Annotated in this window: 25 protein-coding genes, 2 tRNA genes and 1 other RNA gene; 18 read left to right on the top strand and 10 right to left on the bottom strand. The window is 32.6% G+C overall.

All coding sequences use genetic code 11. The features are described from left to right. Nucleotides 1-28 precede the first annotated feature (28 nt). From trpC to EU95_RS06620, 3 genes are read right to left on the bottom strand one after another with little or no spacing between them, the layout of a single operon-like run. Nucleotides 29-916 (bottom strand): indole-3-glycerol phosphate synthase TrpC, encoded by an 888-nt coding sequence (gene trpC / locus EU95_RS06610; RefSeq protein ID WP_032521678.1) that lies wholly within the window; start codon nt 914-916, stop codon nt 29-31. 12 nt (nt 917-928) lie between these two features. Continuing rightward, the gene (gene lpdA / locus EU95_RS06615; protein ID WP_032521677.1) at nt 929-2,368 is read right to left on the bottom strand and encodes a dihydrolipoyl dehydrogenase; all 1,440 of its coding nucleotides are present in this window, start codon (nt 2,366-2,368) and stop codon (nt 929-931) included. A 7-nt stretch (nt 2,369-2,375) separates the two neighbouring features. Further along, complete coding sequence (locus tag EU95_RS06620) at nt 2,376-3,218, bottom strand: RNA methyltransferase (protein WP_342665517.1); 843 nt, start codon at nt 3,216-3,218, stop codon at nt 2,376-2,378. A 187-nt stretch (nt 3,219-3,405) separates the two neighbouring features. Here EU95_RS06620 and murA point away from each other — a divergent pair, with 187 nt between their 5' ends. From murA to EU95_RS06640, 4 genes are all read left to right on the top strand, one after another. Beyond that, nucleotides 3,406-4,776: a UDP-N-acetylglucosamine 1-carboxyvinyltransferase gene (gene murA / locus EU95_RS06625; protein WP_032521673.1), complete on the top strand. Its 1,371-nt coding sequence runs from the start codon at nt 3,406-3,408 to the stop codon at nt 4,774-4,776. Between the two features lie 528 nt (nt 4,777-5,304). Then, nucleotides 5,305-5,386, top strand: a tRNA-Leu gene (locus EU95_RS06630). Between the two features lie 5 nt (nt 5,387-5,391). Beyond that, a complete protein-coding gene (locus EU95_RS06635; RefSeq protein WP_032521672.1) occupies nt 5,392-6,567 on the top strand; it encodes an aspartate aminotransferase family protein in 1,176 nt (391 codons plus the stop codon). Nucleotides 6,568-6,578: 11 nt separating this feature from the next. Next, complete coding sequence (locus tag EU95_RS06640; RefSeq protein WP_032521671.1) at nt 6,579-7,811, top strand: bifunctional folylpolyglutamate synthase/dihydrofolate synthase; 1,233 nt, start codon at nt 6,579-6,581, stop codon at nt 7,809-7,811. On the opposite strand, the gene EU95_RS06645 is transcribed toward EU95_RS06640, so the two are convergent. Then, on the bottom strand, nt 7,808-9,163 hold the full coding sequence (locus EU95_RS06645; RefSeq protein WP_032521670.1) for an FAD-binding oxidoreductase: 1,356 nt from the start codon (nt 9,161-9,163) through the stop codon (nt 7,808-7,810). The genes EU95_RS06640 and EU95_RS06645 overlap by 4 nt on opposite strands. Before the next feature lie 36 nt (nt 9,164-9,199). Further along, nucleotides 9,200-10,435, bottom strand: a complete 1,236-nt coding sequence (locus tag EU95_RS06650; protein WP_032521669.1) for an amidohydrolase family protein — start codon at nt 10,433-10,435, stop codon at nt 9,200-9,202. A 128-nt stretch (nt 10,436-10,563) separates the two neighbouring features. Here EU95_RS06650 and EU95_RS06655 point away from each other — a divergent pair. The 6 genes from EU95_RS06655 to ftsZ all read left to right on the top strand — a co-directional run bounded on the left by EU95_RS06655 (nt 10,564) and on the right by ftsZ (nt 15,611). Next, nucleotides 10,564-10,636, top strand: a tRNA-His gene (locus EU95_RS06655). 72 nt (nt 10,637-10,708) lie between these two features. Continuing rightward, a complete protein-coding gene (gene miaB, locus EU95_RS06660; protein WP_032521668.1) occupies nt 10,709-12,103 on the top strand; it encodes a tRNA (N6-isopentenyl adenosine(37)-C2)-methylthiotransferase MiaB in 1,395 nt (464 codons plus the stop codon). An 11-nt stretch (nt 12,104-12,114) separates the two neighbouring features. Next, complete coding sequence (locus EU95_RS06665) at nt 12,115-13,179, top strand: D-alanine--D-alanine ligase family protein (RefSeq protein ID WP_032521667.1); 1,065 nt, start codon at nt 12,115-12,117, stop codon at nt 13,177-13,179. A 10-nt stretch (nt 13,180-13,189) separates the two neighbouring features. Beyond that, nucleotides 13,190-13,600 carry a hypothetical protein gene (locus EU95_RS06670; RefSeq protein WP_032521665.1) on the top strand — a complete coding sequence of 137 codons (411 nt, stop codon included), beginning with the start codon at nt 13,190-13,192 and terminating at the stop codon, nt 13,598-13,600. Then, the gene (locus EU95_RS06675; RefSeq protein ID WP_032521664.1) at nt 13,597-14,322 is read left to right on the top strand and encodes a cell division protein FtsQ/DivIB; all 726 of its coding nucleotides are present in this window, start codon (nt 13,597-13,599) and stop codon (nt 14,320-14,322) included. Before EU95_RS06670 ends, EU95_RS06675 begins: the two co-directional genes overlap by 4 nt. Nucleotides 14,323-14,501: 179 nt before the next feature. Next, on the top strand, nt 14,502-15,611 hold the full coding sequence (gene ftsZ, locus EU95_RS06680) for a cell division protein FtsZ (RefSeq protein ID WP_032521808.1): 1,110 nt from the start codon (nt 14,502-14,504) through the stop codon (nt 15,609-15,611). A 16-nt stretch (nt 15,612-15,627) separates the two neighbouring features. On the opposite strand, the gene ffs is transcribed toward ftsZ, so the two are convergent. Then, nucleotides 15,628-15,724, bottom strand: an RNA gene (gene ffs, locus EU95_RS09400) — signal recognition particle sRNA small type. A gap of 47 nt (nt 15,725-15,771) precedes the next feature. On the opposite strand from ffs, the gene panB reads away from it, so the two are divergent. Next, nucleotides 15,772-16,545 (top strand): 3-methyl-2-oxobutanoate hydroxymethyltransferase, encoded by a 774-nt coding sequence (gene panB / locus EU95_RS06685; RefSeq protein ID WP_032521663.1) that lies wholly within the window; start codon nt 15,772-15,774, stop codon nt 16,543-16,545. Here the strand turns inward: panB and hemW are convergent. Next, a complete protein-coding gene (gene hemW / locus EU95_RS06690; protein ID WP_032521662.1) occupies nt 16,538-17,761 on the bottom strand; it encodes a radical SAM family heme chaperone HemW in 1,224 nt (407 codons plus the stop codon). The genes panB and hemW overlap by 8 nt on opposite strands. A 97-nt stretch (nt 17,762-17,858) precedes the next feature. Between hemW and EU95_RS06695 the strand changes: the two genes are divergently transcribed. The 7 genes from EU95_RS06695 (at nt 17,859) to EU95_RS10135 (ending at nt 22,927) form a co-directional block, all read left to right on the top strand. Then, nucleotides 17,859-18,968, top strand: a complete 1,110-nt coding sequence (locus EU95_RS06695) for a PIN/TRAM domain-containing protein (RefSeq protein ID WP_032521661.1) — start codon at nt 17,859-17,861, stop codon at nt 18,966-18,968. A 40-nt stretch (nt 18,969-19,008) separates the two neighbouring features. Further along, entirely contained in the window at nt 19,009-19,671 is a 663-nt protein-coding gene (locus tag EU95_RS06700) for an ATP-dependent Clp protease proteolytic subunit (RefSeq protein ID WP_032521660.1), read from the top strand. A gap of 26 nt (nt 19,672-19,697) precedes the next feature. After that, on the top strand, nt 19,698-20,309 hold the full coding sequence (locus EU95_RS06705; protein ID WP_002807795.1) for an ATP-dependent Clp protease proteolytic subunit: 612 nt from the start codon (nt 19,698-19,700) through the stop codon (nt 20,307-20,309). Between the two features lie 110 nt (nt 20,310-20,419). Continuing rightward, nucleotides 20,420-21,409 (top strand): ketol-acid reductoisomerase, encoded by a 990-nt coding sequence (gene ilvC, locus EU95_RS06710; protein ID WP_032521659.1) that lies wholly within the window; start codon nt 20,420-20,422, stop codon nt 21,407-21,409. Further along, nucleotides 21,397-22,422: an adenosylcobinamide-phosphate synthase CbiB gene (gene cbiB / locus EU95_RS06715; RefSeq protein WP_032521658.1), complete on the top strand. Its 1,026-nt coding sequence runs from the start codon at nt 21,397-21,399 to the stop codon at nt 22,420-22,422. The genes ilvC and cbiB overlap by 13 nt, the downstream gene beginning before the upstream one ends. Nucleotides 22,423-22,466: 44 nt before the next feature. Beyond that, entirely contained in the window at nt 22,467-22,712 is a 246-nt protein-coding gene (locus EU95_RS06720) for a chlorophyll a/b-binding protein (RefSeq protein WP_032521657.1), read from the top strand. Nucleotides 22,713-22,714: 2 nt separating this feature from the next. Next, complete coding sequence (locus EU95_RS10135) at nt 22,715-22,927, top strand: hypothetical protein (protein WP_032521656.1); 213 nt, start codon at nt 22,715-22,717, stop codon at nt 22,925-22,927. Here the strand turns inward: EU95_RS10135 and EU95_RS0108760 are convergent. From EU95_RS0108760 to EU95_RS06735, 3 genes are read right to left on the bottom strand one after another with little or no spacing between them, the layout of a single operon-like run. Then, entirely contained in the window at nt 22,922-23,179 is a 258-nt protein-coding gene (locus EU95_RS0108760; protein WP_032521655.1) for a hypothetical protein, read from the bottom strand. The genes EU95_RS10135 and EU95_RS0108760 overlap by 6 nt on opposite strands. A 56-nt stretch (nt 23,180-23,235) precedes the next feature. Then, nucleotides 23,236-23,481, bottom strand: coding sequence for a hypothetical protein (locus tag EU95_RS06730; protein ID WP_032521654.1), 246 nt, complete (start codon nt 23,479-23,481; stop codon nt 23,236-23,238). Nucleotides 23,482-23,535: 54 nt separating this feature from the next. After that, on the bottom strand, nt 23,536-23,793 hold the full coding sequence (locus tag EU95_RS06735) for a hypothetical protein (protein WP_241466705.1): 258 nt from the start codon (nt 23,791-23,793) through the stop codon (nt 23,536-23,538). Nucleotides 23,794-23,818 lie beyond the last annotated feature (25 nt).

Here is a 23,818-nt window from a genome sequence, read left to right as displayed (position 1 = left end):
AACTTTATAGCACGATTTGAAGTCAAATTTAAATTGAGTTAAATAATCTCTTGAAAGATTTTTCAATGTCACTTTCTCTCATAAAAGTTTCACCAATTAATACCCCCTTGATTCCAATAGATCTAAGAGATTCTAAATCTTGGGCACAATTAATTCCAGATTCACTAATGGGAAGAATATTTTGTTTTAACAATATATCTGAATATATATTCATCAATTCTATTGATGTTTTTAAATCCGTTTTAAAAGTCTTTAGGTCCCTATTATTTATTCCAATCAATTTAAAAGATTTTAACTTTAGTATTCTTTCTAATTCATTAAAGTTATGGACTTCAACAAGAACACTCATCTTTAAATTATCAGCTATTTTCTTTAGATACATCAAATCGTCATCACTTAAAATCGCTGCGATTAATAATATTGCGTCAGCACCAGATACCCTTGCTTTATAAATCTGATAAGCAGAAATAATAAAATCTTTGCAGAGTAGGGGGAGTTTAGTTGATTTCCTTACAGTTTCAAGTATTTCATAACTGCCTTTAAAAAACCTTTTGTCGGTCAGCACTGAAATACATGCTGCACCTAATCTTTCATAACAAGAAGCTATCTCTTCAGGATTAAAATCTTCTCTGATAACACCTTTGCTAGGACTAGCTTTTTTTATTTCAGCAATCACTCCTGGTTGTCTTTTAGACTCGAAGATACTTTTATAGAAATCTTTAGGAGCAGGCAGTTTATCAATCTTTTTTATTAGATCTTCCAAAGAAACTATTTTTTTAAAATTTTTAATTTCAATGTCCTTATGCCATACAATTTCTTCGAGAATATTTTTTGCTTGTGCTTCTCTATGAGGTACAGCATATTCTAAATTTTCAACCCTAACTGTTGGATTTGGAGGTCTACGTCTTATTTCCATTAATTCAAAATGCTATTTTATTTGAGAAGCCGCTTGTTTATATGCGACCTCGACTACTTCACTTAGAGTGGGATGAGTATGTACTTCTGTAGATAATTCAATTACATCTTGGTTCCTTGCAATAGCGTTCGAAATTTCTTGAATTAAATCAGCCGCATGTAACCCAAAGATGTGCGCACCTAATACTTTCCCATTATTTTTATTGAAAATTAACTTTAACATCCCATCACTTTCCAATTCAGCTAATGCTTTTGAATTAGCCTTAAAGAAACTTTTGACAACTCCCAATGTGAAATTTTCTTTCGCTGATATTTCTTTAGCTTCAGCTTCAGAGAGACCAACTGAACTAATCTCAGGATGAGTAAAGGTTGCAGCAGGAATACTTTTATAGTTAATTTCGACATTACCGCCGCAAATATTATCAACTGCAATAGTACCTTGGGCTGCCGCTGTGTGAGCCAGCATTAGTTTGCCAGTTACATCTCCAACAGCCCAAATGTTTGGTATTATTTTCTCACCATTTTTAACCCTCATTTGATCATCTATTGGAATGAAACCTTTTACCGTTTCGATCCCTACCGACTCAAGATTTAAGTTATGACTATTTGGACTTCTGCCCGTTGCAACTAATACAGCGTCAACTTCTAAAGTTTCTACAAGTTCTTTAGATTTTGCATCTGTCAATTCTATTTTTACAGGACATCCAGGTGTTATTTTTGTCGCAAATACATTTGATTTTGTATCTATATCTCTTGATTGAATAAGATTCTTCTTAGCAATCTTTGTAATATCAGGATCAAATGTTGGCATAATATTTTCCAAAGCCTCTATCATGGTAACTTCACAACCTAGCGCGGTATAAACATCAGCAAATTCCAATCCTATATATCCACTTCCAATAATAGCTATCCATCTTGGAAGCCACTCAAGTTTAACCGCATCATCACTAGTAAATACAGTCCTATTATCCAAAGTTATTCCACGGGGAACAAAAGGAGAAGAACCAGTTGCTATAACAATATTCTTACATGTGAAGATTTTGTCAATTCCGTTTTTATCTCTTACACCTACTTTTTGATTTCCTTCAATTCTGCCAATACCCAAAATAATTTCAACTCCATTTCTTTTGAGAGTTTTTGTTAAATTTTCTCTAACATTTAAAACTAAATTGTTTGCATGATTTGCAATTTTTGATCTCTCAAACCTTACTGGAGAAGCATGAATACCAAATTTAGCTAAATGTTCATGATCAGCTATTTCTCTGACTTTTCCACTCGCAGCCAAAAGAGCTTTAGAAGGGACACAACCCTTATTAACACAAGTACCTCCCATATCAGAAGATTCTATTATTGCGACTTTCAATCCCTTATTAGCAGCATGTTTGGCGGCATCAAAACCTCCATATCCTGCTCCTATCACAATTAAATCAAAATCAAAACTTGAATCAGCCACTTTTTAATTACGTATTAGAGGTGTATGCGACTCTTTTTCGTTCTAGTAATAATGGAACAGCAACGCAAGCCACATTCAATGATTCTACAATCTCACTATGCGGAATTGTAATTGTTTCATCAAAAGCTTCTTGAATTTCTTTATGAATACCTTGACCCTCATTACCCAAAATCAAAACAGTAGATTTAGTCCAATCAATTTCCCAGTATGGTTTTGAAGATTTTTTTAAATTTTTATTGCTACTTGTAGAAAAAACCTTAAATCCTTCATTTGATAATTCAGTTAGAGACTTTAATAAAGAATTTATTATTTCTTCTTCTGTACCCTCAAATCTTTGAAATGGAAGGTGAAAGACAGCGCCAGATGATGCTCTTAAAACTTTTTGGCTTAATGGGTGCGCACCTCCAGCTAAAAAAATTGCATCAACGCCCGCAGCTAGTGCAGTTCTAAAAAGATTACCCATGTTACCAGGATCTTGTATCCTATCGAGAACAAGAACAAAGTCATCTTTAATATTAAATTGATAATTAGGAATTGATGAAATCTCTACTAATGCTGCTACCCCATCTGGATTAATTGTTGTAATCGCAGAAGCTAAAACCTCCTCTGAAACTAGAGTTATCAATGATTGATCAAGCTGTTCGCCAAGATTTTCATTTTTTCTAAGCCATTTTTCAGTAACTAAAATTTTGGAAGGAGCATTTCTAGACTTCAACAATTCTTCTAGAAGATGAGTTCCCTCTATGCAAAAAAAGTCTATATCTTTGCGAGATGATCCGTTTTTAAGTGATCTAAATCTTTTAACTAGATTATTGTTTTTACTAGTTATTTTTAAAAAAGTATTTTCTATGAGAAATTTAAAGGTTTTGTTTCATTTATATCTTAATTACATAAAAATTTTGATCAATGATTTTTCAAAATTAACCTTACTAAAAATACAATAATATATTTTTACTTTTAATTAAGATTCAAGACGTTACATAAGGTGGACTTAATAATATTCGTTTGTCATCATGAATCTAATAAATTAAATCTTAATGATTTGCGTAAGCAAAAAGAAGTCATATCCTAAATCGGAAAATTTAAAGATTTTTGGCCAAGGCAAATTAAATGGAATCGTTGAAATAAGTGGTGCGAAGAATTCGGCCTTAGTTTTATTAGCAGCATCACTACTAACTAATGAAAAAATAATTCTAAAGAATGTTCCTCGTCTTACTGATATCGAAAAAATGGGCAACATCCTTAAGAATTTAGGAGTTAATTTAGTAGAAAGAAACAATAAATTACAAATTGATTCAAAAAATATTTCTATTAAAGAACTTCCATATGAACTTGTTAATGGACTAAGAGCCAGTTTTTTTTGTATAGGTCCATTATTGAGTAAATTTGGAGAAGCTAAAGTACCCTTACCTGGAGGTTGCAATATTGGTTCAAGGCCAATAGATGAGCACATAAATGGACTTAAAGCATTAGGAGCAGAAATTATTATTGAGGAAGGAATTGTCAAAGCGAAAATAAAAGGAAAGAAAAATAAACTGCACGGTACCCATATAAAATTAAAGTGCCCAAGCGTAGGTGCAACTGAAACTTTAGTTATGGCTGCGACTTTAGCGCAGGGAAGAACTACTATTGAGAATGCTGCAAGAGAACCTGAAATACAGGATTTATGCCAAATGCTTAATAAAATGGGGGCAAAAATCTACGACTCCGGGAAAGAAAAAATAATTATTGACGGTGTTAATAAACTTAGTGGTTGCACACATAAAGTGATTCCAGATCGAATAGAAGCTGGAACTTTTTTAATAGCTGCTGCTGCGACTTCCTCCTCTATAACCATTGCCCCTGTGATTCCTCATCATCTTGAAGCGGTTACTAATAAGCTTCAAGAGAGTGGGAGTAAAATTACCATTAAAGGAAATTCAATTACAATCAATCCACGAGAACTCAAGTCAGTAGATATTAGTACAGCCCCTTTCCCAGGCTTTCCAACTGATTTACAGGCACCATTTACAGCTCTAATGACAATTGCTAATGGTAAATCAAAAATCACAGAAACAATTTTCGAAAACAGAATGAATCACATTCATTTACTTAATAAAATGGGAGCACGAATAAAATTGCGTAAAAATACAGCTCACATTAAAGGAGTTAAAACAATTTATGGTATGGATCTAGTTGGATCGGATTTAAGATCATCAGCAGCATTAATAATTGCTGGGATAATTGCAAAAGGTAGTAGTAAAATCTATGGTTTAGAACATTTGGATCGAGGTTATGAAAATTTCGAATCAAAACTAAAAATACTAGGTATCAAAATAACAAGAGAGTTTAATAAAAATACGTTTACGCAAAGTGAATTTAAGGGTGGGAAAGAATCTGAAGACACTGAGAAGTATAAAGTGGCCTAAATTTACTTAAAATTTTTGAGAGTTAATTCAGACATAAGCAATATTAATTAATGAAATACAACCAATAAATAACAACAACAACACTAAAAAGCGGTTAGACCATAATTTATTTAAACCAATGAATTTAAATTCATTCATACCCAAGTTCCACCATTAGATCCAAAAGCTGTCAATGTAGCAACAGCAATAAATAAGTACGGGACGAATTTTAAAGATAATTTTTTTGCTTGAATTTTAGACATTGAATTTTTTTATTAAAATATAACATAATATTACTAACTATGAAGCTTTCATCCAAACTACATGATATTTTTCTCTTTAAGATACATATTTGTATCAAAAATGTATAAAAAATTCATTTTTTCTTATTTCTTGTTAGGAAGTCAATAAATTAAGTTTCTATGTTTTTTTTAAAGAATTTAATTGTCACCTAAGTTAATCTTTATCCGTCACTTTTAACCGCAAAACTCATAGTCAACAATATGATTTTTGTTATAATTGATTAGTTCATTATTATTCAAAAGCCTTGGGAGCGTGGTGGAATTGGTAGACGCACCGCACTCAAAATGCGGCACCTTCGGGTATGTCGGTTCAAGTCCGACCGCTCCCACTTTGATGAATACTTATAGTAGATTCAATATATCCTTTAAAAAAGGAAAAGGTTGTTGGCTTTGGGATAAAAAAAATAAAAAGTATCTAGATGCTGTTGCGGGAATAGCTACATGTAGTCTTGGGCATAGCGATAGAGTTTTAAGAAGAAGGTTATCAACTCAACTAAAAAAGATTCAACATATCTCGAATCTCTATAACATAGAAGAACAAGAACAATTAAGCAGAACTTTAACTAATATGAGTTGTGCTGAAAGCGTTTTTTTCTGCAACAGTGGTGCAGAAGCAAATGAATCAGCTATTAAATTAATTAAAAAATTTGGAAATATAACAAATCAAGGTAAAGAGTCAATAATTCTCGCAGCAGAGTCCAGCTTTCATGGCAGAACATTGGCAGCCTTGAGTGCAACTGGTCAGCCAAAATATCAAAAAGGTTTCGAACCAATGATGAAAGGGTTTAAGTTTTTTGAATTTAACAATTTTGATTCGGTAAAAAAATTATTTCAAGACTGCGAGAACAATGATCAAAAGATTTCAGGTGTGTTGGTTGAACCAATACAAGGAGAGGGTGGTGTAATTCCTGGGAGTAAAATATTTTTTAAAAGCTTAAGAGATATATGTGATAAATATAATGCTCTTCTTATTTTAGATGAGGTTCAAAGTGGGGTGGCTCGAACCGGGAAAATGTGGGGTTATGAAAATCTAGGAATTGAACCTGATGCATTCACTCTTGCTAAAGGGTTAGGAGGAGGGCATGCAATTGGAGCACTATTGGTAAAAGAAAAAGCTAATATTTTTTCTCCAGGAGATCATGCAAGCACTTTTGGAGGGAACCCTTTCGCATGTAGGGCTGCTTTAACTGTATTAGAAGAAATAAATAGAAGAAATCTTATCAATAATGTTTATCTAAGAGGGGAAGAATTAAGAGCTGGTTTTGAAGGATTATCAAAAAAATTTCCAAATATTATTAACGGGAAAAGAGGCCTAGGTTTAATCCAAGGTCTTGTTATAAATAGTAATTATGCTGATGCAAAAGAAATTACGGTAAAAGCTTTTGATAAAGGATTACTTGTAGTACCTGCAGGAGGAAACGTTGTAAGGATTGTTCCACCATTAGTTATATCTCGAAGAGAAATTAATATTCTTTTGGATAAACTAAATTCAATTTTTGAAGAGTTTTAAAAATTTAAATTTTGAAAAATACAAATTTAAAATTTTTTGAATTAATATCTCCCAAATATGAAAGGGATAACATTAAGTTAGGTTTATCAAGAATTAAAAAAGTACTTCAAGAACTTGGTAGTCCTTGCAAGAATATTCCTGCGATACAAATTATTGGAACTAATGGGAAAGGATCAATCGCGGCGTATTTAGAAAGTATACTTTTTGAAGCTAAGAAAAATTTTGGTGTAACTACATCTCCTCATCTTTTTGATATATGTGAGAGGATTCGTGTTAATAAAAAAAATATTAACAAAGTTGATTTTGAAAGAATGTATAGATTTATAGAAAAAAATTTTTCAACATATGAATTGACCCCTTTTGAAAAAATTATTTGCTGCGCACTAAATTTTTTTGACAATGAAAGAGTTGAATTGCTCATTCTTGAAGCTGGCTTAGGTGGAAGATTAGACGCGACAACGGCCCATAAATCTAGACCAATAATTGCTATTGGTAATATTGGCTTAGACCATAAAGAATTCCTTGGAGATACTATCGAAAAAATTGCCAAGGAAAAACTAGCCGTTATTGAAAAAAACTCAATTGTCGTCTCATGCAACCAAAACAGTCTAGTTAAAAATTTAATAAACAAAAAAGTTGAAGAAGTTGGAGCAGAAATTATCTGGAAAGGTTCAATTTCAAGCAGCTATCAGCTTGGATTAAAAGGAATTTTTCAAAAGCAAAATGCTTCAGTTGCAGTTGGAGCGATTGAAGCTCTAAATAAGTTGGATTTTAAGATCAAAGAAAAATATATTTATGAAGGTCTTAAGAATACAACTTGGAAAGGAAGGCTAGAAATAATAAATTACTTAAAGAAAAAAATTCTTGTAGATTGTGCGCACAATCATCCTGCCGCAAAAGCACTTTCTAATGAGCGAAGCAATTGGGAGAATGAAGAAAAAGGAATTTATTGGATTTTAGGTGTCCAAAGACAAAAAGATATGAACGCAATATTAAAAACACTTCTAAAGAAAAATGATCACCTATTACTTGTTCCAGTCCCAAACCAACCTAGTTGGCAATTAAAAGATCTCTCTCAGATTAAAGAAATTGATTGTATGAACATAATTGAGTTTGAGAAATTTGAATTTGCCATTGAGTATTTATTTGCCCTTGAAAAATGGCCCTCTAATCATCCTGTTTTAACAGGTTCTATTTTTTTAGTAGCTGAATTTATTAAATTTGCAAATAAACAGAACAGTTAAATATTAAATTGTTCCTTTATTGCCCAGCCCTCTAATTTTCCAGGATTTAGTAGACCCTTGGGATCAAATTTTATTTTCGCTTTTACTTGATCAGCATCAACCACTCCAAGGCCACCACTTTCTACCGTTAAAACATGGGGATTAAAAATAAACGCACCAAGGTTCTTACAATCTTCCATTATTTCATTTAATTCTTCCGGCCCATTCCACTTTAATACTGGCAAAGCAGCTAATCTTGGTGTTCCTTGCTGAGAAACTGCCTCTAAATGCCAAAGAACTTTTTTACCCCATTTTTTTCTCAAAAAATTAATTAATTTTAATTCATTATTCTGTGGCAATAGCATCTGTAAATATGTCCAATTTTTATCCCTAGACCTCATATGAAGAGTTGTATGATTCCATACGACTTCAGAAACTCCATTGACGAGTTTTTCTTCTTCCCCGAGGAGAGTAGATTCAACTTTGAATTTTTTACAAATTAGCTCTATCGTTTTTATTCCTCCAAGAGTAGATTGGACTAATATCTTATTACTTAAAGATTTATTTCTAAACCATGTTGGCATTTGATCTACAATTTCTTCTTCAAGAATTGCTCCAAGTTTCAGGTCAACTGCAGCGCTAGTTATAGTTTTTAATATCTCTATAGTTTTTTCAAATTCAATACAGTCGATAACTAATGAATACCACTTACGTTTGATATCAGTGGCAAGTATTAAAGAAGTAATAATTCCATTAGTTCCATAAGCATGATTTAAAGGTTCTGATTCTTCAGCATCAAATTTTAATAAGACAGGTTTTTCATTCATTGTCACTGCTTCTAAACCTATAAGATTTCCTGGATCTCTTAAAAATCCCCACTTAATCGACCCAATACCTCCCGATCCACCGGCAATAAAGCCTCCGATTGTAGCGGTTTTCCAAGTGCTAGGAAGTAATCTTAATTCTCTACCATATTTCTCTAATTTTTTATTTAAATCTCCCATAACACAGCCAGCTTGTACTTTCACAAAACCTGTATCAGGATCAAATTCTTCTAACTTATTAAAATAACTCATCTGCATCACAACTCCTTTAAACAAAGGGACCGCTTGTCCGTAATTACCTGTACCTGAACCCCTCAGAGTAATAGGGATAGAAAATTCCCAACAAATTTCTGCTACTTTTTTTACCGCATTATGATCACCTGGTCTTACTACTAAATCAGCAATACATCCATCTAATTTTTCAGTAAGGATTGGAGAGTAGTTATAAAAATCTTTGGAAAGTCTTTTTAAGTCGGATTGGCTTTCAATAATCTCTAAGTTTTTGACTTCCTTAAATTTTTCTAAAATTGTAGGATTATTTGATGTCATTAATAAATTTTTTTGTTTTATGTATAAGTTAGTCGATTAGCGATATAAATCGCCTTTTATAAATACTTTTCTTTTTAAAGAGCACGAAAAAACATCTGCCCAACTTTGTGCTTCTACAATTACAAAGTCTGCAGGGCAACCCTTTTTAATTAATCCATCCCATTTTAAGTTCAATAATCTGCTTGGAGCTAAAAAAATAGCTGATAGAGTCATTCTTTCCCACGGATTTAGTTGAAGCATAGGAACAGCGCAAGACAACATGTAAAAAGGATCAAAATTACCAAATGGGTACCAAGGATCTTGCACATTATCACTCCCTAGAGATACATCCACATGTGATTTTTGTAATTGATTTATTGGCGCAACTGGTCTCTTTAATGAAGTATTTTTATTGTCTCGATTGAGTAGCCAAAAATTTGTCAAGGGTAAGGCTATAACCTTAATATTTTTCTCAGCCATTTGTTCTCCTAAATTTAAAATCTCACCGGGGTTAAGAGAAATAAGACTGCTCAAATGACTACAAGTAATCGGAATACTCTTAATTTTTAGCTTTTCGATTGTCTCTAATAAAATTTTTAATCCTGCCCCAGGCTCAATAACTGATTCATCAATATGCAAATCAATTTCTAATTTGTATTTACTCGCGAGAAGAAGCATCTTCGCAAGAAATTTGCTTGTATCTTTTTTATTAAAAGGGGGAACAATAACACTCCCTAAAATGCCTCCATGAGATGAAAACATTTTTGCCAACTCTTCTCCACTAGAAGTATCCCAGAATTCCAGTGGAGCTAAAGCAACGAATTGTAAGCTTATCTCAAATGAAATTTTTTTTTGTAATTTAAAAAGCTCAATCCAAATTTCAATCGATTGACTCTTATAGGTATCAATATGACTTCTAATAGCGCGGTATCCATTTTTTATGGCAAGTTTTAATGATTTATTAACTCTCTCAAGAACCTTGTCAGTAGTTCTAGTTTTGTGTTCTTCAAGATTTACTGATAATGCTCCTCCATAGTTTGATTCCAGATTAGGAAAATCTTCCCATGTGAAAGATTTATCAAAATGCGAATGCGGTTCAACAAATCTTGGAAATAGTATTTGTTTTGGTTTACTGTCTTTATCTTTGAGAGATTTCAACTCAGAAACAATCCCATTCTCCCAAGCAATGGAAACGGAACATAAACCCTCTGAATCAATATTGAGGTTATCAAAATCTTCTATTAAACAGAGGCTTCTGGGGATAAGAACCTCAGCTTTGTCAAAATTACTCAATTTTTAAATTTTCTTTTATTTTAAAACATTAGAAAACTTTGCTGAATTATAAAATAATTCAAATTTAGCTAAAAGATATAAATTACTATGAAAAATTACCCTTAAGTTGTTAAATTTATAGATGTGAGGCGGGCGTCGCCAAGTGGTTAAGGCAGCGGCTTGTGGCGCCGCTATTCGGGGGTTCGAATCCCCTCGCTCGCCCTCAAAAAAATTGCAGCAAAATTATTTAACTTGTAATTTTGAATTAAAGAATCATAAAAAATTCCTAGCAAAGTGCTAACAACAACGAAACCAGACGAAAAAAAATCTCAAAAGAATTCAACTACTGCCAGTTATTGGATAACCACATTTGGATGCCAAATGAATAAGGCTGATTCTGAGAGAATGGCAGGGACATTAGAGAAAATGGGATATACCAGAGCAGATCATGAATTAAATGCCGATTTGGTCTTATACAATACATGCACTATCAGAGATAATGCAGAGCAAAAAGTTTATAGTTTTCTAGGAAGACAAGCAAAAAGGAAGCATAAGACACCTAGTCTTAAGATTGTTGTTGCTGGATGCCTTGCTCAGCAAGAGGGAGAGTCCTTACTAAGAAGAGTTCCAGAACTTGATTTAGTGATGGGGCCTCAACACGTAAACAACCTTGAAAATCTTCTTGGGAAAGTTGATTTAGGAAATCAAGTTGCTGCCACAGAAGAAACCTTTATTTCTGAAGATATCACAAGTGCCAGAAGAGAAAGCTCCATTTGTGGCTGGGTTAATATCATTTATGGATGTAATGAAAGATGCTCGTATTGTGTAGTACCCTCTGTTAGAGGAAAAGAACAATCAAGATATCCAAATGCGATAAAAAGTGAAATACAAAAATTAGCTGATAATAATTTTAAAGAAGTTACTCTTTTGGGTCAGAATATTGATGCATATGGTAGAGATCTCCCAGGAACTACAAAAGAGGGGAGAAAAGAAAATACTCTAACTGACCTTTTATATTATGTTCATGATGTTAAAGGAATTCGCAGAATAAGGTTTGCTACTAGTCATCCAAGATATTTTTCAAAAAGATTGATTCAAGCTTGTTATGAACTTGATAAAGTTTGTGAACATTTCCATATTCCCTTCCAGAGTGGAAATGATGAAATCTTAAGGCAAATGTCCAGGGGATATACTATTAAAAAATACAAAAATATTATCGAAAACATAAGAACATTAATGCCGGAAGCGTCAATCACAGCTGACGCTATAGTTGCTTTTCCAGGAGAAACAGAAGAACAATATCAAGATACATTAAAACTAATATCAGATATTGGATTTGATCAAGTAAATACAGCAGCATACTCACCAAGACCAAATACTCCTGCCGCTCTTTGGTCGAATCAACTTTCGGAGGAAGTAAAAAAAGCCAGATTGCAGGAAATTAATTATTTGGTCGAGAAAACTGCAAAGAGTAGAAATCAAAGATACATCAATAACATCGAAAGCGTTTTAATTGAGGGTTTAAATCCAAAGAATTCCTCGCAAATCATGGGTAGAACTAGAACCAATAGATTAACTTTCGTAGAGATTCCAAATAACATCAACTTTAACTTTTCATTGGGAGATGAGATAAATGTCAAAATAAATGAAGCAAGACCTTTTTCTTTAACAGGTGAACTTTATTTATAAATTATTTTTTAATGATCGGGGAAAAGAAAAAGTGTATTGGATTAATATTTGGTGGGTATTCTAATGAACATGAAGTATCAATATCCTCTGCTAAAACAGTTTTTCAGGCCTTTAATTCAGAAATAAATAAACAACGTTTTACTGTTAAAGCCTTTTACATAAACAAATTTGGAGATTGGCTGAATAGTCAACTTTCAGAAAAGATTCTAATTGGTGAAATTGAAATCAAAACAATAAAACAAGGAGTCTTTAATCAAGAAAAAATTAACTTCCTAGACGGAATTGAATTTCAAAATGTTGATGTTTGGTTTCCTCTTTTACACGGATTTAATGGTGAAGACGGGTCAATTCATGGCTTACTAAGATTCACAAAGAAACCTTTAGTCGGATGTGGAATTTTAGGTTCTGCTCTTGGTATGGATAAAATATTGATGAAAACAATATTCTCAAATTTTAAACTTCCACAGGTTAATTATCTAGTTTTTCAAAATCCAAATCTCAACAATAACGAAGTAAAAAATAATTTAATTAATGAAATTTTAAGAAAATTAAATTTTCCTATTTTTGTTAAACCATCGAACTCTGGATCATCTCTTGGCATCTCCAAAGTTGTAAATAAATCAGAAATATTGCAAGCATTGGAAAAGGCTCAGGCAATTGATCCAAGAATCTTAGTGGAGGAAGGTTTAGAAGTAAGGGAGATTGAATGCGGAATAATTGGTAAGACACAACTCTTAACCTCTGAGATAGGCGAAGTAAAGTACGAAAGTGATTGGTTTGATTACGATTCAAAATATTATTCAAATAATAAAATAACTATCCCAGCCGAAATAGATTATAAAATCACAAAAGAAATTAAAGAAATTGCTATTCAAAGCTGTAGAGCACTAAATGTTTTCGGTTTTGCAAGAGTAGATTTCTTTTTAGAAAAATATTCAAATAAAATTTTTTTAAATGAAATAAATACAATTCCTGGTTTTACAAAAAAAAGTATGTTCCCAATGCTTTGGAAAGCTTCAGGTTTAAATATTGAACAACTTGTGGCTAAACTAGTAGATATATCTCAGGATTTATAATTCAAATCAAATGTTGCATGGACTTCTTTGGTTACCATTACTTTTAATCTTCGTATTATTAACTGCTCTTGGATGGTTAGAAAGAAGAAGGCAAAATCTTTTTAGGAGTTGGGCTAGTGGTTCTGAACTTTGTAAGTTAGATAGTTCTGGTGCAGCATCTCTAAAAGATGGGGAATTAAGATGGAGCGAATTTGAGGCTGGTAAATTTGAAGAAAAAGATAGCTTCATAATTAAGAAACTTGAATTAGTTGAATTAATGGCACTTACTTCAGGGGAAGCTCCTCTAACAAGTGAATCCCAAGGTAAATGCAGATTGAGATTAGTGGGTAATGGTAAAGAAATGGATGTACCATTTTCAGATGCAGAGCAAGCGAGAGAATGGATGGAGCAATTGATGGAAAAAGCTCGATGTGATTTGTGAAAAACTACAAAAAAATCAAAAATAGAAGTTTTTTTTTTCTAATTTCACTTTTATTTTTAACAAGCTCAATATTTATAAAAACTCTTAAAAAAGTTGATATGAAAGACATTATTATTTCTGGCAGTGAATTATTTACGCAGAATGATGTAGTAAATAATTCATCTTTAAAATTTCCGATCCGATTAATTTTTATTAAAACTAATTTTTTAGAAAAAGAGTTAAAACAAAATTTATCTCTCAAAAATGTTTCAGTCAGTAGACAGATATTTCCTTTTGGTTTGAAAGTTCATGTTAATACAAGAACTCCGATAGCCTACGGTGAGAGAATATTTAATGAAGAAAAAATACTAGGCTTTATTGATAAAGATGGAATTTTTATAAATAAACAAAATACGGAAGAAAAAAATTTGGACAAATTAACGATAGAAGTATTTGGATGGGAAGAAAAATTTAAAAAAATATTATCCGAAATTTTCATCGCTCAAGAGAATTATGAATTTGAAATAATTAAGATAACTTTTTCACCCAATGGGTTTCTCACTGTTGAAGAAAAAGATTTAAAAACAATATTCTTGGGATTTAAACCAAATTTAATTAACTATCAATTAGAAATAATCAATAACCTAAAAAATGAATTTAAGAAAAATAGCTTTTCAAGAAAAATTGATAATATTGATCTTACTAATCCAAATAAACCAAAAATAAAAGTGTTCAAACCCTAATATTTGAAAATAGATTTTGAATTATTTTTTTTAATTATTGTAGTGTTGATGAGGGCTTAGCATTTAAAACAAAATATTTAACAATTAAATATTTTAAGGATTTTCCTCAACAAATTCCTACAGATGAGCTTAGTAAGTTCATAATGCACCCAATACTAGTTTTAGATCCCTATTTAGAGATGAGCTTCGGTAACAATCCAAACTTTGATCAATCGAGAGAAATTCTTCCAAGTCAAAACGCCAAAATAGAAGTAATTGGTGTAGGCGGTGGTGGAAGTAACGCAGTTAACAGAATGATAAATAGCGATTTAGAAGGAGTTTCCTTTAGAGTCCTCAATACCGACGCACAAGCACTACTACAGTCTTCAGCTGAGCGCAGGGTTCAATTAGGACAAAACCTTACCAGAGGTTTAGGTGCAGGTGGAAATCCAAGTATTGGGCAAAAAGCGGCCGAAGAATCTAGAGATGAGCTTCAGCAAGCTTTAGAGGGATCCGATCTAGTTTTTATAGCAGCTGGAATGGGTGGTGGAACTGGTACAGGAGCAGCTCCAGTAGTTGCAGAAGTTGCGAAACAAAGTGGGGCCTTAACAGTAGGAATAGTCACTAAACCTTTTTCTTTTGAAGGCAAAAGAAGGATGCGTCAAGCAGAAGAGGGAATTGCAAGACTAGCTGAAAACGTAGATACTCTTATAGTCATTCCAAATGACCGATTAAAAGACGTTATAGCAGGAGCTCCACTTCAAGAAGCTTTTAGAAATGCTGATGATGTTTTAAGAATGGGTGTTAAAGGTATCAGTGACATAATTACTTGCCCAGGATTAGTTAATGTTGATTTCGCAGATGTAAGATCAGTTATGACTGAAGCAGGTACTGCGCTACTAGGAATTGGTATTGGTTCGGGAAGATCAAGAGCACTAGAAGCAGCTCAAGCAGCGATGAATAGTCCTTTACTAGAGGCTGCTAGAATTGATGGGGCTAAGGGCTGCGTTATTAATATTACTGGTGGTAAAGACATGACTTTGGAGGATATGACCTCCGCATCTGAAATTATTTATGATGTTGTTGATCAAGAGGCGAATATCATTGTCGGTGCAGTTGTAGATGAAGCTATGGAAGGCGAGATTCAAGTAACTGTAATTGCTACAGGATTTGAAACAAACCAACCTTTAAATCAACAAAGAATAAAAAACAGATTGTCGAATCAACCCTTATATAATATTTCCGATAATAAAGATTCAGGAGCAAGTATTCCTGAGTTCTTGAGATTAAGGCAAAATAAAAAAATATAAATAAATAAGCAAATAGAGTGACTCGGTTATCTCGCCTGCCTCAAGCATCCCTTGTGGCTGCTACCTTCCGGTCCTGACCAGGTTTAGGCGTTAAAACCGCGAAAGGCCGAGTCAAAGCTATAATAGCAATCCTCGAATAAAAAAGATACATAAAATTCTTATGTTACCCTCAGAGCTCGTTAAGTATAAAGAAAAATCTCAAAAAATAATTGCATTAACCGCATGGGACTCTATTTCAGGATCCATAGCAGAACAAGCTAATGTTGATCTCGTTTTAGTAGGGGATTCTTTAGCAATGGTCTGTTTAGGATACAAATCTACATTGCCATTAACTTTAGAAAACATGATTTATCATACTAATGCTGTTACGAGAGGGTTTAAAAAGAAAGTTGAAGAACAACCTTTAGTAGTTTCCGACATGCCTTTTCTAACTTATCAATGTGGGGAGGATAAAGCTGTGGAGTATGCAGGGAAAATCATTCAAAGCACTTATGCAAAAGCTGTAAAAGTAGAAGGGGCTGAACCAGAGATACAAAAAGTTATTTCTAGATTAATAAGAATGGGAATCCCTGTTATGGGTCATATTGGTCTTACACCTCAAAGCTATTTAAATCTAGGATTAAAGAAACAAGGAGAAAGCTTAGATAGTCAAGAAAAAATCAAGAGGGAGGCCTCTATTCTTGAAAAATTAGGATGTTTTTCAATAGTTCTTGAACATATACCTGATTTTCTTGCTAGAGAGATACAAAAAAACTTAAAGATTCCCACAATAGGAATTGGTGCAGGTAATCATTGCGATGGTCAAGTGAGAGTTACTGCAGATTTATTAGGCCTTAATGATAATCAACCACCATTTTGCCAACCGATTATTCAAGGGAAGAAATTATTTAAGGATAAATTAAAAGAATGGATAGACTTAGAAAGGATTAATTAATCTCATCCCACCACTTAAACATAGAAATAAGAATTTGATTGCTTAAGTCCATTCCTTTGGGCTCACTTAAAAAGAATCTATTCCCTTTTCTAATAAGTAGCCCACTTTCAAGAAATCTTTCCCATTCTTTAAGCAATTTACAAAAGTTATATTCAAATTTTTTGGTTTTCCAGTTTTGTTCTTTAAACACCTCGTAGACATCTAAGCCCTCTTTAAGTCTCAATCCCAACATCATTTTCTCATCAAGTTCTTTATAGACAAAATCCATATTAACGAGAGTTGAATCTAAATCAACTTCGTATTGCTTAGTTACCCATTCTTTATATTCTTTACTAACTCTTGGTCTAGTCAATTTTTCCCCCCAAGGTGAACTAGTGGAACCTTGGCCAAAACTCCACCAACCGAAACCTCTCCAATAAACTCTATTATGTCTAGATTGATGCCTAGGCAGACAATAGTTTGAGATTTCATATCTTGAGTAGCCTGAGTTTTTTAAAATTAAATGAGTTGACTCACTATTTCTAAAAGCTATTTCATCACTTGGAAGTTCTAATTTTCCTAAGTTAAACAATTTTTTAAAAACAGTTCCATTCTCAATATTTAAATCGTAAACAGATATATGTGGTGGTGAAAAAATTAATGCTTTTTTTAAGTCATCTTGCCATTCTTTAAATCCACTAAATGGTAAGTTTTGAATTAAATCTAAGCTCCAGCTTCTTATTAACCCAAAATCAAATACTTCCTTCAACCATAAACAAGATTTTTCAGAATCTTCTCTCAAATGCCTTCTTCCAGAATTTTGAAGTATCTGATTATTAAAACTTTGTACTCCAAGACTAAATCTATTTATCCCAGCATTTATGAATCCATAAAGATCATCCTTATTAAAACTAGCCGGGTCAACCTCCATAGTGATTTCAGCACCATAGTCAACTCCATAATTTTCTTTAAAAAGATCAATTAACTCTTTAATTTGTTTGGGATGCAAAATTGAAGGTGTACCTCCGCCAATATAAATTGTCGAAAGAGATGATTTATGCTTAATTGACAATATTTCCTTATATAAAAAGTGCAAATATTCTTTAACAGTTTTGCTTCCATAACCTTGTAAAGTTTCAACTTTGTTTCCTAATGGAATAATTGCAAAATCACAATAAAAGCACCTTCTATGGCAAAAAGGAATATGAACATAAGCACTTCTTGGAAACTTATTCATAATTTAAATTCATTTTTAAAGCTTCAAAAAAGTATTAAGGATCGAAAAAAATTAATTCCTTATTTACTCAATTAATAAATCCTAGTAGATTATAGATATGACAGATATTTTAGTATTAATATTATTTGTATTTTCTGGGGCTGCTTCAGGATGGCTTGGTGTTGATTTATTGCCTGTGGACATCCTCAAACAAGTATCTAATGTGGAGGGTTTTAGAATTGTTTTAGCTATAATAGGTTTATTTGTAGGGTTAGCAGCGGGTTTTGTATTTCTTCAACTTAGAAAGACATTTCTTGATCAAATAAGAACAATGCCTACTGACTTACTAATAAGTAGGTCTGTTGGATTAATTTTGGGATTACTTGTTGCGAATCTCCTACTTGCTCCAATACTATTAATTCCCTTTCCTAGAGAAGTTTTTTTTGCAAAGCCCTTGGCAGCAATATTAAGCAACATTTTCTTTGGTGTGCTTGGTTATAAGTTGGCGGATACCCATGGAAGGACGTTACTAAGATTGTTCAATCCAAATAATACTGATGCATATCTAGTCAATGAAGGGATACTACCTGCTGCAAGTCCAAAAATTCTAGATACCAGTGTAATTATTGATGGCAGAATCAATGGACTATTAAGTTGCGGCCTATTGGAAGGACAGTTAATTGTTGCTCAAAGTGTAATTGACGAATTACAAACTTTAGCTGACTCAAGCAGTAATGAAAAAAGGTCTAAAGGCAGAAGAGGTCTTAAGTTATTGAAAGAATTAAGAGATTTATATGGGAGAAGACTTGTAATAAATCCAACAAAGTATGAAGGCAATGGAGTAGACGAAAAACTTCTGAAAATTACTGAGGATATGGCAGGAACTTTAATTACCGCTGATTATAATCTCTCTCAGATTGCTGAAGTTAAAGAATTAAAAGTTATGAATTTGAGTGATTTAGTTATTGCTTTAAGGCCAGAAGTACAACCAGGAGAATCACTTAATATAAAAATCGTGAGAGAAGGCAAAGAAAAAATGCAAGGTATTGGATATTTAGATGACGGAACAATGGTTGTTATTGATGAGGCAAAGAATTTTGTGGGGAGCAGATTAGATATTGTCATCACAGGAGCATTACAAACTCCTACTGGAAGAATGGTCTTTGGAAAACTAATTAATAATCCTGAGTCAAACAAATCTTTTAAATCACCAGCGACACAGGGCTAAATCTAGCTAGAATCAAATCAATCTTAATTTCGTCATACAAATGACTGTATCTGCTCCTTATTACGGAGAAAACACCGTTATGAGGACTCCTCCACCTGATCTTCCCTCTCTTTTACTGAAAGAGAGAATCGTTTATCTTGGTTTACCATTATTTTCAGATGATGATGCAAAAAGACAACTAGGAATGGATGTTACTGAGCTCATCATTGCGCAACTTCTTTATTTAGAGTTTGAAGATCCAGAAAAACCCATCTATTTCTATATCAATTCAACAGGGACAAGTTGGTACACTGGTGACGCAGTTGGTTTCGAAACAGAAGCTTTCGCTATTTGCGATACAATAAGTTACATCAAGCCTCCAGTACATACAATATGTATCGGACAAGCAATGGGGACTGCTGCAGTCATCCTTTCATCCGGCACGAAGGGGCAAAGAGCGGCTCTTCCACATGCCTCTATTGTTTTACATCAACCTATAAGTGGAGCAAGAGGTCAAGCAACCGATATCCAAATAAGAGCTGAGGAAGTTTTAAAAAATAAAAAGTCCATGCTTGAGATTCTATCTCGTAATACTGGAAAAACTATCGAAGAACTCTCTAAAGACTCTGATAGGATGAGCTATCTTAATCCTCAAGAAGCCCTTGATTATGGTGTTATAGATAGAATACTCACAAGTCAAAAAGATTTACCGACTAAAATTTAACTCTCACAAACAACTATTTTAAAATCATGCCAATAGGAACTCCAAGCGTGCCATATAGACTTCCCGGAAGTCAATACGAAAGGTGGGTTGACATATATACAAGACTAGGTGTGGAAAGAATTCTTTTTCTTGGACAAGAAGTGAATGATGGTATTGCTAATAGTCTAGTTGCACAAATGCTTTATCTAGATTCTGATGATAATTCCAAACCTATCTATTTATATATAAATAGTCCAGGAGGATCAGTCACTGCTGGATTGGCTATATATGACACTATCAAATACGTAAAAAGTGATGTAGTAACGATATGCGTAGGACTTGCAGCCTCCATGGGTGCGTTCCTATTAGCCGCTGGTACAAAAGGTAAGAGAGTTGCTTTGCCTCATAGCAGAATAATGATTCATCAACCCCTAGGAGGAACTTCTCAACGCCAAGCAAGTGATATTGAAATAGAAGCTAAGGAAATTTTAAGAATTAAAGATATGTTAAATATGTCTATGGCAGATATGACAGGCCAATCATTTGAGAAAATCGAAAAGGATACTGATAGAGATTATTTTCTAAGTGCAGAAGAGGCAAAAAACTATGGCTTAATTGATAGAGTAATCACACATCCAAGCGAAGCAAATCAGTCTTAAATTTTCTAAATAAATATTTTAATATTCATTTTTAAATTAATAATTTTTTGGTTTATTTACACCTTTAATGTCTAAAATATTAATTATCAAATGCAAAGAAGTTACAACTAATGACCCAACTCTTTTACGACACAGATGCAGATCTAAGTCTTTTAAATAATAAAACAATAGCTATTATTGGATATGGTTCACAAGGTCATGCGCATGCCCTAAATCTTAAAGATAGTGGCATGGATGTAATTGTCGGGTTATATAAAGGAAGTAAGTCTGAAAGCAAAGCCATTAGCGATGGTCTAAAAGTGTTTAGTGTTTCTGAAGCTTGCGAAAAAGCAGACTGGATTATGATTCTCCTCCCAGATGAGTTTCAGAAAGATGTTTACCTTAAGGAAATAGAACCAAACTTAAAAGAAGGAAAGATATTAAGTTTTGCTCATGGTTTTAATATTAGATTTGAACTTATCAAACCTCCTAGTTATGTAGACGTTGTAATGATTGCACCAAAGGGACCTGGACACACTGTTCGTTGGGAATATCAGAATGGTCAAGGTGTTCCTGCATTGTTCGCAGTTGAGCAGGACTCCTCTGGGAATGCAAGATCATTGGCTATGGCTTACGCAAAAGGAATTGGAGGAACACGAGCTGGGATACTTGAAACAAATTTCAAAGAAGAAACAGAAACAGATTTATTTGGCGAACAAGCAGTATTATGCGGAGGCTTATCAGAACTCGTTAAATCAGGCTTCGAAACTCTTGTAGAGGCAGGGTATCAACCCGAACTTGCATACTTCGAATGTTTACATGAAGTCAAACTAATTGTTGATCTAATGGTTAAGGGTGGATTATCTCAAATGAGAGATTCCATTTCTAATACTGCAGAATATGGTGATTATGTAAGTGGCAAAAGGCTAATCAACAGCGATACAAAGAAAGAAATGCAAAAAATTCTGAAAGATATTCAAGATGGAACCTTCGCTAAGAATTTTGTAGAAGAATGCGATAAAAATAAGCCCTTAATGACAAAATTAAGAGAAGAGAACTCAAAACATGAAATTGAGAAAGTAGGAAAAGGTCTACGCTCTATGTTCAGTTGGCTGAAATAAATTTATTTTTAATATTTCTTGGATCGATTTGTTTTGATTTGTTAATCGGCGATCCAAGATTCTTAATCCACCCTGTTCAAATAATTGGCTTTTATATAAAAAAAATATCTGATTACCTCATAAATAATTTTGGAGAGAGTAAAAAGATATTATTTTGGGGAGGTTCCTTCGTCGCTATATCTACTATCGGAATTAGTTTTAGTGTGGGAAAATTGATAGAACTTTATTATGTGCAAGCAAGAAATGATTTTTTTAGTGGATTATTAATTTTTTTTGGACTTGCAAGTTGTATTGCAACGAAGGGACTTATTTCAAGTGTGAAAGAGATTGCAGAGCTAATAGAAAACAAGGAAATTAATGACCAAAATAAGAGAATAATCAAAGAGAAGGTTCAAAAGATAGTGAGTAGGGATGTCAGGTCATCTTCTATTAAACATCTCTTGAGATCAAGCACCGAGAGTCTTACCGAAAATTCTGTTGATGGGATATTTGGGCCGTTATTTTGGATTTTTATTGGAATTGTCTTTATGAAGTTTTCAGTTTTTCTGCCAGGCCCTTTGTCACTTGGATTTTCTTATAAAGCTGTAAGCACTTTAGATTCAATGATAGGTTACAAATATGATTATTTTAGATATTTAGGTTTTTTCAGTGCAAAAATCGAAGATATTCTTACGTTTGTACCTTCAAGATTAGTTTTAATCACATTACCTTTGGTAAGTGTCAAAGTTAATGAATATATATCAATCATAAAAAACAGTTATCTTGATGGTAAAAAATATGATTCGCCTAATGCTGGGATTTCAGAAGCTATATTTGCCTATATTTCTGGTATTAAATTGGGAGGAAAAAGTAAATATAAAAATGAAATTACAAAAAAGCCAATAATCAATGAAAATGGAGAAGATTGCAATCAAGAAAAAATTAAATTAATTTGTCATTTAATTTTAAGACTCCAATTTTTATGGATAATAATTTTTGTCTTGATTTTTTCTATAGTATCGAATTTAATTTGATAATAAATTAGTTTAAAAGTTATTAATATAAACAAAAAGGTTTTATGAAAGAAAAAAACTCTCAATTGGAAAATCAAAATAATGGTTTTACTAATAAATCATTAACCGATAATGAATACTCAAAATGGGTAGACAATCAGGGTGATGAAGTAAAGGATGTTTTTGGATTTAATAGCAGTGCAGAGCTTGTAAACGGTAGAGCAGCTATGATCGGATTCTTAATGCTCATTTTAACCGAGTTGGTTTTTAGTGGCAGACCTGTTACTTCTTCAATTTTTGGTATCAATTAAAAATGGAAGAAAAAAAATCTAAACCTATAAAAGTAATCCTATACATATCTTTATGGGTAATAATTTGGGGAACATTCGGTTCTTTAATAGATTATCCTCTATATAAAAATAAAATCTACTTAGAAGGAAGCATATACCAGTATCTTACTTTCACAATTACAGCAATAATATCAATAATTAGTGCAAGGTTTTTTTATAAAAAATTTGAGTTATAAAAATTTGTACCTAAATTTCTTAATAATTTTTGCTGGTTCTTTGTTGTCATTTGACTCGTAAAGTATCCACTGATGGGTCTCTGTATCATGATCACAACCATAATTTCCAGGTAGATTATCGTAACTTGATAGATATGAATGACAATTCTGATCTGCCTCAAAAGCAGAGTCATAAGCTGTTAGAAAATATATCAAGATCAGAGAAGTTATTAACAAAAAAAATACTTGAAAAACTAAATTTACTAACTTCATAAGAATTTCTAAAATTTAAATATATCATTTAAAAATTTTTTTCGATCTAAAAATATTTAACGACCAACATTAAAAACAAAGTCATGGAATTCTTGATTCTTTAAATAAAGTATGACTAGCAATATTAAAAACATATTTAAGCCTAATACTATTGATCCAAAAATATTTATTTGTTTTTTGCCTGGTAAAGTGTAAGTAAATTTCTTGCCTTTAAGAAAAGCTGCTAAGCCTTTTTTTTCTTTTTTTGGTTCTTTTATTTCAGCATCATTTTTAACTTCATTATTAGAGAAACCTTTTACCATTACAACCTAAAATCCAAATTTATAATATTCCAAAAAAAGAAATTATTTTAATTATTAACAATTTTTAATCACATAAGGGATCATAAATGAAATTCTCTCATTTGAGAAATTTTTTAAAAAATAAGCTTCAATAATTGCCGACTGCAGACCCAATAAACTTGATTGACATTTGAAACTATTTTGGTCAAAGACAACTAATTGAAGTTTTTCTATCTCAGAAACTAACTCTTTACAAACTTTGTTTTGAGAATCTTTAGAGCAATCACTAGAGTCTTTTAAGATTTTGTATTTTGTTGGTATTATTTCTGCCATAACAAAATTAGATAACAACAAAAAT

Source organism: Prochlorococcus marinus str. MIT 9201 (assembly GCF_000759955.1).
Lineage (GTDB): Bacteria > Cyanobacteriota > Cyanobacteriia > PCC-6307 > Cyanobiaceae > Prochlorococcus_A > Prochlorococcus_A marinus_G.
The sequence above is the reverse complement of the archived record's forward strand: the minus strand, read 5'-3'. Positions and strand labels throughout refer to the sequence as shown.

Coding starts and splice junctions, on each gene's coding strand:
- trpC (WP_032521678.1), bottom strand. CDS start 916: ATGGAAATAAGACGTAGACCTCCAAATCCAACAGTTAGGGTTGAAAAT.
- murA (WP_032521673.1), top strand. CDS start 3,406: ATGATTTGCGTAAGCAAAAAGAAGTCATATCCTAAATCGGAAAATTTA.
- EU95_RS06635 (WP_032521672.1), top strand. CDS start 5,392: ATGAATACTTATAGTAGATTCAATATATCCTTTAAAAAAGGAAAAGGT.
- EU95_RS06645 (WP_032521670.1), bottom strand. CDS start 9,163: ATGACATCAAATAATCCTACAATTTTAGAAAAATTTAAGGAAGTCAAA.
- EU95_RS06665 (WP_032521667.1), top strand. CDS start 12,115: ATGATCGGGGAAAAGAAAAAGTGTATTGGATTAATATTTGGTGGGTAT.
- EU95_RS06670 (WP_032521665.1), top strand. CDS start 13,190: ATGTTGCATGGACTTCTTTGGTTACCATTACTTTTAATCTTCGTATTA.
- ftsZ (WP_032521808.1), top strand. CDS start 14,502: ATGAGCTTCGGTAACAATCCAAACTTTGATCAATCGAGAGAAATTCTT.
- panB (WP_032521663.1), top strand. CDS start 15,772: ATGTTACCCTCAGAGCTCGTTAAGTATAAAGAAAAATCTCAAAAAATA.
- hemW (WP_032521662.1), bottom strand. CDS start 17,761: ATGAATAAGTTTCCAAGAAGTGCTTATGTTCATATTCCTTTTTGCCAT.
- EU95_RS06695 (WP_032521661.1), top strand. CDS start 17,859: ATGACAGATATTTTAGTATTAATATTATTTGTATTTTCTGGGGCTGCT.
- EU95_RS06700 (WP_032521660.1), top strand. CDS start 19,009: ATGACTGTATCTGCTCCTTATTACGGAGAAAACACCGTTATGAGGACT.
- EU95_RS06705 (WP_002807795.1), top strand. CDS start 19,698: ATGCCAATAGGAACTCCAAGCGTGCCATATAGACTTCCCGGAAGTCAA.
- ilvC (WP_032521659.1), top strand. CDS start 20,420: ATGACCCAACTCTTTTACGACACAGATGCAGATCTAAGTCTTTTAAAT.
- EU95_RS06720 (WP_032521657.1), top strand. CDS start 22,467: ATGAAAGAAAAAAACTCTCAATTGGAAAATCAAAATAATGGTTTTACT.
- EU95_RS10135 (WP_032521656.1), top strand. CDS start 22,715: ATGGAAGAAAAAAAATCTAAACCTATAAAAGTAATCCTATACATATCT.
- EU95_RS0108760 (WP_032521655.1), bottom strand. CDS start 23,179: ATGAAGTTAGTAAATTTAGTTTTTCAAGTATTTTTTTTGTTAATAACT.
- EU95_RS06730 (WP_032521654.1), bottom strand. CDS start 23,481: ATGGTAAAAGGTTTCTCTAATAATGAAGTTAAAAATGATGCTGAAATA.
- EU95_RS06735 (WP_241466705.1), bottom strand. CDS start 23,793: ATGGCAGAAATAATACCAACAAAATACAAAATCTTAAAAGACTCTAGT.